This is a genomic window from Amycolatopsis sp. NPDC114484 (assembly GCF_055633755.1).
The window spans coordinates 1-13,459 of the sequence record NZ_JBVKDQ010000043.1; the positions used below are offsets into that span (position 1 = coordinate 1).

12 protein-coding genes are annotated in these 13,459 nt (G+C 69.0%); 11 read left to right on the forward strand and 1 reads right to left on the reverse strand.

Going from position 1 to position 13,459, the window contains the following annotated elements; translation table 11 throughout:
- Window positions 1–698: 698 nt before the first annotated feature.
- The 10 genes from ACZ7SW_RS44715 (at window position 699) to ACZ7SW_RS44760 (ending at window position 11,342) form a co-directional block, all read left to right on the forward strand.
- The gene (locus ACZ7SW_RS44715; RefSeq protein ID WP_470236454.1) at window positions 699–1,967 is read left to right on the forward strand and encodes an FAD-dependent monooxygenase; all 1,269 of its coding nucleotides are present in this window, start codon (window positions 699–701) and stop codon (window positions 1,965–1,967) included.
- A gap of 40 nt (window positions 1,968–2,007) precedes the next feature.
- The gene (locus ACZ7SW_RS44720; RefSeq protein WP_470236455.1) at window positions 2,008–3,396 is read left to right on the forward strand and encodes an MFS transporter; all 1,389 of its coding nucleotides are present in this window, start codon (window positions 2,008–2,010) and stop codon (window positions 3,394–3,396) included.
- A 25-nt stretch (window positions 3,397–3,421) separates the two neighbouring features.
- Entirely contained in the window at window positions 3,422–4,300 is an 879-nt protein-coding gene (locus ACZ7SW_RS44725; RefSeq protein WP_470236456.1) for an FAD binding domain-containing protein, read from the forward strand.
- A 58-nt stretch (window positions 4,301–4,358) separates the two neighbouring features.
- Window positions 4,359–6,749 carry a xanthine dehydrogenase family protein molybdopterin-binding subunit gene (locus ACZ7SW_RS44730; protein ID WP_470236457.1) on the forward strand — a complete coding sequence of 797 codons (2,391 nt, stop codon included), beginning with the start codon at window positions 4,359–4,361 and terminating at the stop codon, window positions 6,747–6,749.
- Window positions 6,746–7,252: a (2Fe-2S)-binding protein gene (locus ACZ7SW_RS44735; RefSeq protein WP_470236458.1), complete on the forward strand. Its 507-nt coding sequence runs from the start codon at window positions 6,746–6,748 to the stop codon at window positions 7,250–7,252. The genes ACZ7SW_RS44730 and ACZ7SW_RS44735 overlap by 4 nt, the downstream gene beginning before the upstream one ends.
- Entirely contained in the window at window positions 7,249–7,896 is a 648-nt protein-coding gene (locus ACZ7SW_RS44740; RefSeq protein ID WP_470236459.1) for an SRPBCC family protein, read from the forward strand. The genes ACZ7SW_RS44735 and ACZ7SW_RS44740 overlap by 4 nt, the downstream gene beginning before the upstream one ends.
- Window positions 7,883–8,542, forward strand: a complete 660-nt coding sequence (locus ACZ7SW_RS44745) for an isochorismatase family protein (protein ID WP_470236460.1) — start codon at window positions 7,883–7,885, stop codon at window positions 8,540–8,542. The genes ACZ7SW_RS44740 and ACZ7SW_RS44745 overlap by 14 nt, the downstream gene beginning before the upstream one ends.
- 20 nt (window positions 8,543–8,562) lie before the next feature.
- Window positions 8,563–9,411 carry an alpha/beta fold hydrolase gene (locus ACZ7SW_RS44750; RefSeq protein ID WP_470236461.1) on the forward strand — a complete coding sequence of 283 codons (849 nt, stop codon included), beginning with the start codon at window positions 8,563–8,565 and terminating at the stop codon, window positions 9,409–9,411.
- Window positions 9,412–9,528: 117 nt separating this feature from the next.
- A complete protein-coding gene (locus ACZ7SW_RS44755; RefSeq protein ID WP_470236462.1) occupies window positions 9,529–10,575 on the forward strand; it encodes a 2,5-dihydroxypyridine 5,6-dioxygenase NicX family protein in 1,047 nt (348 codons plus the stop codon).
- Window positions 10,572–11,342: a maleate cis-trans isomerase family protein gene (locus ACZ7SW_RS44760; protein ID WP_470236463.1), complete on the forward strand. Its 771-nt coding sequence runs from the start codon at window positions 10,572–10,574 to the stop codon at window positions 11,340–11,342. The genes ACZ7SW_RS44755 and ACZ7SW_RS44760 overlap by 4 nt, the downstream gene beginning before the upstream one ends.
- 90 nt (window positions 11,343–11,432) lie before the next feature.
- Here ACZ7SW_RS44760 and ACZ7SW_RS44765 read toward each other — a convergent pair whose 3' ends face one another.
- A complete protein-coding gene (locus ACZ7SW_RS44765) occupies window positions 11,433–12,170 on the reverse strand; it encodes an IclR family transcriptional regulator (RefSeq protein WP_470236464.1) in 738 nt (245 codons plus the stop codon).
- Between the two features lie 95 nt (window positions 12,171–12,265).
- Here ACZ7SW_RS44765 and ACZ7SW_RS44770 point away from each other — a divergent pair, with 95 nt between their 5' ends.
- On the forward strand, window positions 12,266–13,432 hold the full coding sequence (locus tag ACZ7SW_RS44770; protein ID WP_470236465.1) for a pyridoxal-phosphate-dependent aminotransferase family protein: 1,167 nt from the start codon (window positions 12,266–12,268) through the stop codon (window positions 13,430–13,432).
- Window positions 13,433–13,459 lie beyond the last annotated feature (27 nt).

The following is a 13,459-nucleotide window of genomic DNA, read 5'->3' on the forward strand; positions in this document are numbered from 1 at the left end:
GATGCCTTGACAAGCACCTCCGCGCCGTGTTTTTGGCTTCGTATCGGGGTGCGGGGGTGGTGTGGGTGCATGGTTTGCTGGGTGCGCTGGTGCGGGTTTTGGGGGAGTGGGGCTAGTGCCCCAATGTGGTGTTGGGTGCATCTGGCATACCGAGTGCCGCATTGGGTGCGTGCGATGCATCCGTCGCCACGTTGGAGTCATCGCGGCGATGGCGGGCGGGGGTGGGCCGTGAAGGGGTCCTTGAGGGAATCTGTGCCCAAGTAGGGGGCCTCGCGGCCGTCGCGGGGTCGTGAGGGGGTCCTTGAGGGAACCAGATTCCCCAGGGGCTCCCTCGCGGCCCGCTGCTGTGCGTCGCGGGCTTGGTGGCCGCTGTCGTGGAGGGGCTTCGTCGAGTGGGCTGATGGTGCGGCGGCAGTCGCGCTGAGTGCGCTGCGTGCGGGCTAGCGCCAGTTGGCCGGGGCGGGCTATGCAAAGCCGACCTCGATGGCGACCGGCTGTGGTGCGAACCTGGCCGGGGATGTCGTGTGCTGCTGTCTCGCCTCGTTCGGTGACTGTCTCGGCGCCCAGTGCGCCTGGAACGCCTCGCTGCGAACCGAATTTCCCGGTGACTATTGCGTGTTCGGATAATCCGTGTTCGGATTAACCGCGTCCGGGTGAACGGCCGGGCCGGAGGCGGCTAGCGGGTAGGAGGTCAGCGGGTGGCGGCGAGTCAGTCTTTCGAGGTAGTGGTCGCCGGTGGCGGGTTGGGCGGGCTTTGTGCTGCCTTGTCGTTGCGGCAGCGCGGGTTGCGGGTCACGGTGGTTGAGGCGGCGCCGCAGCTCGGGGAGATCGGGGCGGGGATTCAGACCGCTCCTAACGCCAGCCGGATTCTCATCGGGCTTGGGTTGCGGGCTGAGTTGCAGAAGGTGCGGTGCGAACCGCAGGATCAGGTTCGGCGGCGGTGGGCCGACGGGAGCATTATCGCGCAGTTGCCGCTCGGGCAGCGGGTCGTCGAGCAGTATGGGGCGCCGTATTGGCATTACCATCGCGCGGATCTGCATTCCGTTCTCTTGCGGGCGTGTATTGATCCCGATGGTGCGGGGCCGGTCGTGAAGGTGGCGACTGCGGCGAAGGTGGTCGACCTTGATCGCGGGAATCCGGAGCGGCCCGCGGTGATCACCGCGGACGGGCGTCGGTTTGAGGGCGACCTTGTCGTGGGGGCGGACGGGATTCGTTCTGCGGTAAGGGATCTCGCGGGGTTTGACGACACGCTCGCGTTCTCGGGCGAGATGGCGTATCGGGCGTTGATTCCGGGGGATTCGATCGCGGCGGATCCGGCTACCCGGTTCCTGGTCGATCGGTACCATTCGACGATTTGGTACGGGCCGGACAAGCATCTCGTTCATTACATGATCCGCGGCGGCGAGTATTTGAACGTGGTGGCGATCGTGCCGTGCACGGAGGAAGTCGAGAAGAACTGGAGTGCGCCGGCTAGCGCGGAGCAGTTGGCGGCCGAGTACTCGGATTGGGACGATCGGGTGCCGACGATGCTGTCGAAGGCCAAGGACGACGTCTCGGTCTGGGCGATGTACCGCAGGCGCCGCGATCCGGTGTGGGTGGACGGGCGCGTCGCGTTGCTCGGGGATGCTTGTCACGCAATGCTTCCGTACCAGGCGCAAGGGGCGTCGCAGGCGATGGAGGACGGGGCGGTTCTCGCGGAGGAGCTGGGGCAGGCTACCCGCGAGGGGATCGACAACGCGTTGACCCGGTATGTGCACCGGCGCGCGAAGCATGCTGGGATGGTTCAGGACGCGTCCTTGCAGAACATGAGTTTCTACCATCTTCCGGACGGTCCGGAGCAGCGCGAGCGCGACGAAAAGCTGCGAAGCTTCGACGGCGAGTCCGATGTGTCCTATGACTGGCTGTGGAACGGAACTCCGCTCAACGACCCGGACAACGAATCGATTCACTACCAGTTCGCCCGATAGCACAAAACGGCACACGCAGACTTCGCAAAGGAGCAAAGCTATGCGTACCGGAGACCAGGTGGTCCAAGACCTGCCGTGGCGCTGGCGCGTCCAGGGCAAGATCTTCCTCATCGGCGGGCTCGGCTACATGTTCGACGCCTGGGACGTGGCGCTGAACGGATTCCTCACCCCGTTGGTGGGCACGGAATTCGGGCTGTCGGCCACGCAGCGGGGGTTCGTCGCCACTGCCAATCTGATCGGCATGGCGGTGGGGGCGGTCGTCTGGGGGACGGTCGCGGACCGGATCGGGCGCAAGCGGGCGTTCAGCATTACGTTGCTGTTGTTCGCGTTTTTCTCGGTGTTCGCCGCGTTGTCGCCGAATATCGAGGTGTTCCTGTTGCTTCGGTTCCTGGCCGGGGTCGGGCTCGGCGGGTGCATTCCGGTGGACTACGCCATTGTCAGCGAGTTCTCGCCGCGCAAGCAGCGCGGTCGGGTACTGTCCGCAATGGACGGTTGGTGGCCGGTCGGCACGACGCTGGCGGGGGCGTCGGCGACGCTGCTGGTTCCGGTTTCCGGGAACTGGCGGTGGATGCTGGTGCTGATGATCCTCCCGGCGGTGCTGTTGTTCTGGGCGCGGCGCGGGGTTCCGGAGTCGCCGTTGTATCTGGTGCGCAAGGGGCGCGAGGCGGAAGCCCGGTTGGTTATCGACGATCTCGTCGAGCGCACCGGCGCGCCGAAGGAGCAGTACCGGATTCCGCCTGCGGTTCAGGAAGACAAGCGAGGCGGCGGGTTGTTCGCGGCGGTCGATCAGCTGCGCCGGGTGTGGGCGTACAACCCGAAGGTCACTGGCGTCGCCTGGGCGTTGTTCATCACGGTGATGCTGGTGTACTACGCCGCGCTGAGCTGGATGCCCTCGATCCTCAAGGCACAGGGCTTCGGGGAGATCGCCGCGTTCGCTTCGACCACTTTGATGAACGCGCTCGGTATCGTCGGCGTTGTGGTGGCGGTGTTGCTCGTGGACCGCATCGGCCGCAAACGGGTGATCGCCGCGGCCGGGCCGCTCGCTGCGGTCACGCTGGTGATTTTCTCGCTGGTGCTCGGTTCGGCCGGGGCCGCGGTGGTAGCGATCGGCGCGTTCGGGCTGTTCTCGCTCATCGTGATCCCGGTGATGTACGCCTTCGTGTCCGAGCTGTACCCGACGGAGCTGCGCGCGTCGGGCTTCGGCTGGGCGTCGTCGTCCAGCCGGGCGGTCACCGGGTTCGCGCCGTTGCTGTTCGGCAGTGTGCTGTGGCCGGTGCTCGGGTTGCCGCTGACGTTCACGCTGCTCGGCCTGCTCGTCGTCGGGGCCGTGGTGTTCATGGTCTTCTGCGCGCCGGAGACCCGGGGGCGGGAGCTGGACCGGATCGACGACGAGACCGTGCCGCAACAGTCCGAAATGGACGCAGTCTGATCCGCTTTACCGGAAAGGAAGTTTCATGAAGCCCGCCGCGTTCGCCTATCACCGGGCGCACGACGTCGCCGACGCCGTCGGCCTGCTTTCCGGCCTCGCCGCGCGAGGGCGGGAGCCGAAAGCGATCGCGGGCGGGCAGAGCCTGATGCCGATGATGAGCTTCCGCCTGGCCCGCCCGAGCGACCTGGTCGATCTCGGACGGCTGCGGGACCTGCCGGGGATGACCGAGATCTCCCGCAGCGGTTCGGCACTCCGCATCGGTGCGATGACGACGCATCGCCGGGTCGAGCTGGCCGAGCTTGGCCCGGATTTCGCGGTGCTGGCCGAGGCGATGCGGTACGTCGGGCACCTGCCGATCCGATCTCGCGGCACGGTCGGCGGCAGCCTCGTGCACGGCGACGCCACGGCGGAGTGGTGCATGCTCGCGCTGCTGCTGGACGCGGTGATCGTCGCCGAAGGCCCGAACGGCCGCCGCGAGATCCCGGCAGGAGAGATGTTCTACGGCTTCTACGCGACCGCGGTGGAGGCGGACGAGGTTGTCACCGAGGTCCGGTTCACCCGGCCGGCGCCGAAGGCCGCGTTGACCGAGTTTTCCCGGCGCGCCGGGGATTTCGCGACGGTCGCGGCGGCGGTGACGCTCGAACCTCGCGCGGACGGTTCGCTGGAAGGCGGCCGGGTGGTGCTCGGCGGGGTCGCGCCTGCGCCGTTGCGGGTGCCGGAGGCCGAGGCGGTGCTGGCGGGCGGGGCGCCGGGGCCGGAGTTGTTCGCGGCTTGCGGCCGGGCGGCGGCGGAGGCGATCGATCCGCGGGGTGATGCGCAGGGCAGCGCGGATTATCGGCGAGCGCTGACGCGGACGTTGGTGGCCCGAAGTCTGGGCCAGGCGTGGGAGAAGGGGGACCGGTGATGGCGAGCGAACCCGAGGCCGTAGCGGCGCGAAGCCAGACGCGAGAGAGGGGAGACCGGTGAGGGCCTCCGAAGAACCCCGGTTCGACGGCCGGGGCGGCAAGTGGATCGGCGCGTCCGTGCGCCGCCGCGAGGACCCTCGGCTGGTCACCGGCCGGGGACGGTTCGTGGACGACATCCACCTCCACGGCATGCTGCACGCCGGGTTCGTGCGCGCGACCGTCGCGCACGGCAAGATCACCGAACTCGACCTCGGCGCCACCCGTGAGGCGGACGGCGTCGTGGCCGCGTATTCGGCGGAAGACCTCCAGCTCGGCGACATGGTCGCGCTGCTGGACCGCCCGCCCGAGGAGTTCACCCCGACCACGATGCCGATCCTCGCGCGCGGCAAGGTGCGGTTCGTCGGCGAGCCGATCGCGCTCGTCATCGCGAAGGATCCGTACGCGGTCGAGGACGGCATCGAGGCCGCGCAGGTGAGTTACGAGGTCCTCGACGCCGTCGTGTCCGAGGAGACCGCGCTCGCCGAGGACGCGCCGTTGGTGCACGAGGACGCGCCGAGCAACGTGCTGCTCGACGTGACCTCGTTCGACACCCCGGGCGTCGACGAAGCGTTCGAGGACGGATGCGTGATCGAACTCGTCACCCGCAGCGGGCGGCAGAACGCGTTGCCGCTGGAGACACGCGGCGCGGTGGCGTCCTGGGACGACCGCGACGAGCAGCTTCTCGTCCAGACCTGCAGCCAGGTGCCGCACCAGGTTCGCACCGTGCTGGCGCGTTCGCTGCGGATTCCGGAGCGGTCGGTTCGGGTGGTGGTGCCGGACATGGGCGGCGGCTTCGGGCAGAAATGCGTTGTGGGGCGGGAGGAAATCGCGGTCGCGGCGGCGGCGAAACTGTTGCGGCGTCCGGTGAAGTGGATCGAGGACCGCAGTGAAGCCCTCGCGTCCGGCTTCCTCGCGCGCGAGCAGCGGTATCGCACGCGCGCCGCGTTCACTCCGGACGGTCAGTTGACCGCCCTGGAGTCCGACATTGTCTGCGATATGGGCGCGTACTCGTGTTATCCGTTCACCGTCGGCATCGAACCGCTGATGGCGGCGGCGGAAATGCCGTCGGTGTATAAGGTTCCGGCCTACCGGGTGCGGGCGCGCGCGATCACCAGCAACAAAGCGCCGACCGCGCCGTATCGCGGGGTCAGCCGTCCGCAGTACGTCATGGTGATGGAGCGGGTCATGGACCTGGCCGCGCGCCGGCTCGGCCTCGACCCGGTGGAGATCCGCCGTCGCAACGTGATCACCGAGTTCCCGTATACGGGCATCAACAAGGTCACCTACGACCCGGGCAGCTACCTCGAATCGCTGGAGCTGGGCGAAAAGATCCTCCGCGACGAGGGCTGGTACGAGCTGCGCGAGAAGAATCCGCACATCGGCATCGGCTACAGCTGCTTCTCCGAGCGCACCGGCTACGGCTCCGAGGCGTTCGCGAAGCGGAAGATGACCGTCGTCCCGGGGTTCGACGTGAGCGAGATCCGGATGGACCTCACCGGCTCCGTCGTGGTCACCAGCGGCACGATCAACCACGGGCAGTCCCACGAAACGACGTTCGCGCAGATCGTCGCGGAACGGCTCGGCGTCGACCTCGCCAAGGTCAAGCTGCGCCAGGGCGACACCGAGCGGATTTCCTACGGCTGGGGCACTTTCGCCTCGCGATCGGTGACGATCGGCGGCTCGGCGGTGGCGACGGCGGCGACCCGGCTGGGCGAGCAGCTCTGCGTCATCGCGGCGCACCTGCTGGACACGCGCGTCGAGAACGTCGGACTCGACGGCGACGGGGGAGTGATCCAGCTCGACGACCCCAGCAAGCGGCTCTCGTTCGAGGAGATCGCCGACGTCGCGTACCTGCGCAGCCACCTGCTGCCCAAGGAAGCCGAGCCGACGCTCACCGCCACCGCGGCGTTCGACGTCCCCGGCGACGGAACGTTCTCGAACGCGACCCACGCGGTGGTGGTGGAAGCCGATCCGGGCACCGGCCAGGTGAAGATTCTCCGCTACGCCTGCGTCGAGGACTGCGGCGTGGTGATCAATCCGAAAGTGGTCGACGGGCAGGCGCGCGGCGGCATCGCGCAGGGCATCGCCGGCGCGCTGTTCGAGGAGGTCACGTACGCCGAGAACGGCGAACCGTCGGCGGCGAGCTTCATCGACTACCTCGTCCCGACCGCCGCGGAGATCCCCGACATCACCGTCGACCACCTCGAAACCCCTTGCGCCTTCACCGAAAGCGGCGCGAAGGGAGCCGGGGAGGGCGGCACGATCGGCGCGCCCGCCGCCGTGCTGAACGCGGTCAACGACCTCCTCTGGCACACCGGGGTCCAGCTGGAGCAGACCCCGATCCACCCCGAAGCCGTCCTCGCCGCGCTCGCCGCGGCCGACCGGGAGAAAGCGGGTACCGGCGCGTGACCGACAAACAGCTGATCGTCCTGACTGTCAACGGCGAGGAGCACGAACTCCTCGTCGAACCCCGGTGGACGCTGCTCGACGTGCTGCGGCACAACGCGGGGCTCACCGGCACGCACGTCGGCTGCGAGCACGGCGTGTGCGGGGCGTGCACGATCCTGGTCGACGGCGAACCGGTGCGCGCCTGCCTGATGTACGCCGTGCAGGCGGAAGGCTGCGCGATCCGGACCGTCGAAGACCTCGGCACCCCGGAGGAGCCGAACGATTTGCAGCAGGCGTTTTCGGAACACCACGGGTTGCAGTGCGGCTTCTGCACCCCTGGGTTCCTGATGCTCGCCGAAGGATTCCTCGCGCAGGAGCCGTCGCCGACGCGCGAGGCGATCCGGGAGACGGTGTCGTCGAATCTGTGCCGCTGCACCGGATATCAGACCATTGTGGACGCGATCGAGGCGACCGCCGCGCAGCGGTCCGCCGGAACCGGCGAGAAAGAGGACGCGGTCCGATGATTCTTGAGAACACCCTTGACCTTCCCGGCGATCCGGACACGGTGTTCGCGCTGCTCAACGACGTCGAACGGGTCGCGGGCTGCCTGCCCGGCGCGGTGCTGGAGGGCCGGGAGGGCGAGTCCTACCTGGGCAAGGTCAAGTTCAAGGTCGGCCCGGTCAGCGCCGCCTACGCGGGCAAGGTCCGGTTCACCGAGATCGCCGAGGGCGAGCGACGGCTGCGGCTGTCGGCCCGGGGCGCGGACAGCCACGGCAACGGCGACGCGGAAGCGGACGTCACGCTGACCCTGGTGCCCGGTCCGAAGGGCTCGTCGCTGAATCTGCACACGGATCTCGTGGTGCGGGGCAAGATCGCGCAGTTCGGCAAGGGCGCGATCAGCACGGTGTCGAACCGGATCCTGCAGCAGTTCGCGCAGAATCTGGGAGCGCTGCTGGAAAACGGCGGCACCGCACCAGCGCCGTCGGCCACGACTGCCGCTGCTCCCACTGACTCGCTCGACGGCCTGGCGATGCTGCTCCCGCCCAACGCGAAGCGCTATCTCCCCGTCGTCGCGGCGGGCGCGCTCGGGCTGTTCCAGGGCTGGCTCCTGGGCCGGGTGCGGTCGCAGAACAAACTGATCAAGGAGCTGCTGCGTGAGCGCGCCTGAGAACGGATTGCACGGCACCGAGACCGAGCAGACCTACGCCCGCGCGGGTTTCGGTGCCGCGGTGCCGAGGGGAACCGCGCCGGTGCTGGTCGTGGTCGACCTGACTCGCGGCTTCACCGAACCGGATTTCCCTTCCGGCGCAGACCTTTCCGCCGAAGTCGAAGCCGCTGCCACGCTGGTCCGGGCCGCCCACGAAAGCGGCGCTCCGGTCGTCTACACCGCGATCAGTTACAACCCCGCGGAGGCGGACGGCGATGCGATCGCGTGGCTGCGCAAGGCACCCGGCATGCGCAGCCTCCGCGACGGAAGCGCCGAAGTCGCGCTCGACCCGCGACTGGAACGGCACGAGGCCGACCACCTGATCGTCAAGAAAGGCGCGTCCGCGTTCCACGGAACGAGCCTCGCCGCACTGCTCACCGGCCTCGGCGCGGGCACCGTGCTGGTCTGTGGTGCGACAACCTCGGGTTGCGTACGCGCCACCGCGGTCGACGCTGTCCAGTCTGGTTTCAATACGCTCGTCGTCCGCGACGCCTGCGGCGACCGGGCACGCGGCCCGCACGACGCCGCTCTCTTTGACCTGCAAGCAAAATACGCCGATGTGATCGGCCTGAGCGAGGGCGTCGAGCTGCTCGCCAAGGCCCGCTGAACCCCGGAAGGAGTTCTCGTATGTCCTCTGTTTCCGACCGGGTGCTGACCCAGCCCGCGCTCGCCGAACTGGCGAACGTCCCGGCGAAGAGCGTCTGGGTGCGGTCTGGTTCAGTCCGGCTGCACGTCCTCGACTACGGCCCGGCCGACGGCGTCCCGCTGGTGATCCTGCCCGGGATCACCAGCCCGGCGATCACCATGGACTTCGTCGCCCGCGAGCTGACCGACCTGGTCCGCCCGCTGGTGCTCGACATCCGCGGTCGCGGCCTGTCCGACGACGGGCCCGGCTACGACCTGGAGGCCTATGCCGCCGACGTCGAAGCGGTCATCGACCAGCTGAACCTGTCCGCGCCGCTGCTGTTCGGCCACTCGATGGGCGCGCGGATCGCGGCCAAAGCCGCGCTGTCCGGCGGGATCGCGGGCACCGTCCTCGCCGACCCGCCGATGAGCGGACCCGGACGGCCGTACCCGACCTCGCTGGCTGTCTTCGAGTCCCAATTGGACCAAGCGCAGCGGGGGACCACTGCGGACGAGGTCGCCGCCTCGTGGCCGCGCTGGCCGCGCCGGGAACAGGAACTGCGTGCCGGCTGGCTCGCGTCGTGCTCCCGTGCCGCCATCGCGGCCACGCACGCGGGCTTCGAATCCGAGGAATTCCTTCCGCTGTGGGAAAATCTTCCGGGTCCCGCCGCGCTGCTGTACGGCGCGGAGAGCCCGGTGGTGACCTCAGCGGACGTCGCGGTGCTGGAGAAATCGACGCGTCCGCTGGCGGCCGTGGCGGGCGCCGGGCACATGATCTTCTGGGACGAACCCCAGCCCGCCCTGCAGGCGCTGCGCTCGGCGCTGAAAGACCTGCTCGCCGCTCGCACGTGACCGGCGTTCCGTGAGGGCCGCCTTCACGGACTCTGATTCCCTCAGGGTTCCCCTCACGGACTTCCGGCACTTTCTCGTACTCGGATAATCCGTATTCGGACAATCAAGGAGGTCGCCATGGACCAGAACCTGTTCAACGACATCTGCTTGCGGCAGCTGACTTTTTCCGGCGTGCACGAGGGCGAGACGGTCGTCGTGCTGACGCGCGGCGCCGAGCGCGCGGAGTACGCGGACGCCTTCCTCTGGGCCGCCCAGCAGCTCGGCGCGGCGACCTATCACATGCGGCTGCCGTCGCCGGCGAGCGCGTCCGGCTCGTGGGCGGTCGGGGATTCCGGCCTTGACCAGCTGCCGCTCGCGGTGGAGGCGCTGAAGGCCGCGGACATGGTCGTGGACTGCACGTTCCTGCTGTTCAGCGAGGAGCAGTTCGCGATCCAGGCCGCCGGCACCCGGATCCTGACCGCCGTCGAGCCGCCTGAGCTGCTGGCCCGGCTGATGCCGACGAAGGAACTGCGCGAGCGCGTCGAGATCGGCGCGGAACTGCTGGCCAAGGCCAAGACCATGCGGATCACCAGTCCACACGGGACGGACGTCACCTACCAGCTCGGCGTGTACCCGACGATGAGCGAATACGGCTACACCGACCAGCCCGGCCGCTGGGACCACTGGCCCGCGGCGTTCGTCTTCACCGGCGGTTCGGACGACGGCGTGGACGGCAAGATCGTGCTCGCGCCCGGCGACGTGCTGCTGCCGTTCAACACCTACGTGCAGACGCCGGTCGAGCTGACCATCGAAAAGGGCTTCATCCGGGACATCCGCGGCGGCGCGGGCTCGTCCGGCCTCGACGCCGATCTGCTGAGCAGCTACATCGAGTCCTTCCACGACCCGCGCGGCTACGGCATGTCGCACGTCGGCTGGGGCCTCGACGAGCGGGCGCACTGGCACGGCCTGACGCAGTTCCCCGGCGGCATGGGCATGGAGCTGCGGAGCTTCTACGGCAACGTGATGTTCTCGATCGGCCCGAACAACGAACTCGGCGGCCCGAACGACACGGCGTGCCACTTCGACATCCCGATGCGCGGCAACAGCCTGTACCTCGACGACGAGCTGATCGTCGACGCGGGCGAGCTGACCGTGAAGGACATGCGCCCGGCGGCGAAACGATGACCGACCACCGCATCGGGATGATCGTCCCGAGTTCCAACCTGACCATGGAAACCGAGCTGCCGCGGATGCTGCGCGCCCGCGAGGAGCTGTACCCGGAGGACCGGTTCGTCTTCCACTCCGCCCGAGCGCGCATGCAGCACGTGACGCCGGAGCAGTTGCGCGCCATGAACGCGCAGGCAGAACGCGCGGCCGCGGAACTGGCCGACGCCCGGCCGGACGTCGTGGCGACTGCGTGTCTGGTCGCGATCATGGCGCAGGGGCCGGGATATCACTGCACTGCCGAGGACTCGATCACGTCGGCGTTGCGGGCGGAAGGCTCGGACGCGCCGGTGGTTTCGTCGGCCGGAGCGCTGCTGTCCGGGATCGCCGCGTTGGAGGCGAAGCGGGTCGCGATCGTGACGCCCTATATGAAACCACTGACCCAGGCGGTGATCGAGTACCTGGAGGACGCGGGCGTCGAGGTGGTCGATTCGCTCTCGCTGGAGGTGCCCGACAACCTCGCGGTGGCGCGGCTGGATCCGGCGGATCTCCTTGCGCACTACCGGAAACTGGACCTTTCGCGGGCGGACGCGCTGGTGCTGTCGGCGTGCGTGCAGATGCCGTCGCTGCCGTCGATCCAGCCGGTTCAGGACGCGGTGGGGATCCCGGTATTGTCGGCGGCCACGGCTACGACGTTCCGGATTCTCAGCGAGCTGGGCGTGCGGCCGGAGGTGCCTGGCTCGGGGCATTTGCTGAGCGGGAAGGTTTCCGCCAAGCAGGTCGCGTAACGGCGGAACCCCGAGGCCGGAGCCGGTCCTCGGGGTTCGCCGCTGTTTCCGGCCGGCCGGCCGCTTCCCGCGTGAACATCCCCCGGGCGTTCACCGCAGCTGGAGGCCGAGTTCCCGCGCCGCCCGGCTGACCGCCGCTCCGAACACGGCCTCCGATTCGGCCGTCAGCCGGGTGATCGGAAGGTTGATGCTCAGGCTCGCGACCGGCTGGTCGCCGTTGCCGAGGACCGCGGCCGCGACCGAGCCCACATCGGCGCGCCATTCTCCGTGGTTGGCCGCGAAACCCCGCTCCCGGATGGCGGCCAGCTCGGCGCGGAGCCGGTCCGGGTCGGTGACGGTGGTGTCGGTGTAGCGCGGAAGTTCCTGTGCGAGAAGCGGTTTGAGCACCTCTTCGGAACTGTGGGCGAGCACGGCTTTGCCGTTCGCCGACGCGTGCAGGGGGAGCGCGTGGCCGAGCGCCATGCCGACCCGCAGTGGTTTCGTCGTTTCCAGCCGTTCGATCAGCACCATCCGGTTGTCCTCGGGGACGGTGAGGTGGATGGTCTCCTCGGTCTCGCGGCGGAGTTCCTCCATGATCGGCACCGCCGCGCCGCGCAGGCCCAGTTCGCCGCTGGCCCGGGCACCGACCGTCAGCGCCTTCGTGGTCACGACCCAGCGGGTGTACTCCCCGGCCGACTGCCGGATCCAGCCCGCTTCGTGCAGCGCGAGCAGCGCGCGCTGCACGGTGCTCTTCGGCAGGTCCAGCAGCCGGGCCAATTCCCCGACCCCGGCGGGCTGATTCGCCGCTACCTCCTCGAGAACCCGCAGTGTGTTGACGACATTGCGCACAGCCTTGACTCCCTGATCGAGCCTACCTACCATCTCGTGGCCGTTTCGCGGCATAGTGTGCCATCTCCCGGCACGGATGGGAAGTGAGGATCTCGATGACGACCCGCAGCGGACGCCATTTCCTGCAGATTCCCGGGCCGAGCAACGTCCCGGACCGCGTATTGCACGCCATCGCGCACCCGACCATCGACCATCGAGGCCCGGATTTCGCGGACCTGACCCTGGACGTCCTGCGCCGGCTCGGGCCGGTTTTCGGCACCGAGGGCCCGGTGGTCGTCTACCCGTCCTCGGGGACCGGCGCGTGGGAAGCCGCGCTCGTCAACACCTTGTCGCCCGGCGATCGGGTGCTGGCCTTCGAAACCGGCCACTTCGCGACTCTGTGGCGCGAACTGGCGGAGCGGCTCGGCCTGGAAGTCGACTTCGTCCCGGGCGACTGGCGGCGCGGCGTCGACCCGGCGGCGGTGGCGGAGCGGCTCGCCGCCGACCCCGGGCACGCCATCGCGGCGGTGATGGTGGTGCACAACGAAACCTCGACCGGGGTCACCAGCCGGATCCCGGAGATCCGGGCCGCGATGGACGAGGCCGGGCACCCGGCTCTGCTGTTCGTCGACACGATTTCCTCGCTGGGCTCGCTCGACTACCGCCACGACGAGTGGGGCGCCGACGTCACCATCAGCTGCTCGCAGAAGGGGCTCATGCTGCCGCCGGGCCTGGGTTTCAACGCGATCAGCGCGAAGGCGCTGGCGGCGGCCGAACACTCGAAGCTGCCGAAGGCGTACTGGAACTGGCAGCCGATCCTGGACGGCAACGTCAACGGCTACTTCCCCTACACCCCCGCGACGAATCTGCTGTTCGGCCTCCGGGAAGCGCTGACGATCCTCGAAGAAGAGGGTCTGGACGCGGTGTTCGCCCGGCACCAGCGGTTCGCGGCGGCGACGCGCGCGGCGGTCCGCGGCTGGGGGCTGGAAGTGCTGTGCGCGGACGAGCGGGAACACTCCGGAGTCCTCACCGGGGTCCTCCTGGGCCCGGGGCACGACGCGGACAAGATCCGCCGGACGATTCTCGAACGCTTCGACCTGTCGCTGGGCGCGGGGCTGGGCAAGCTGGCCGGCCGGGTGTTCCGCATCGGGCATCTCGGCGACCTCGGCGACCTGACGCTGGCGGGCACGCTCGCCGGGGTCCACATGGGACTCCAGCTGTCCGGGGTCCGCGTCGACGACGCCGGTCTCACCGCCGCTCTGGAGGTTCTGCGCGCGGGCTGACCCGCCTTCCCCGAAGACCCGACGCAC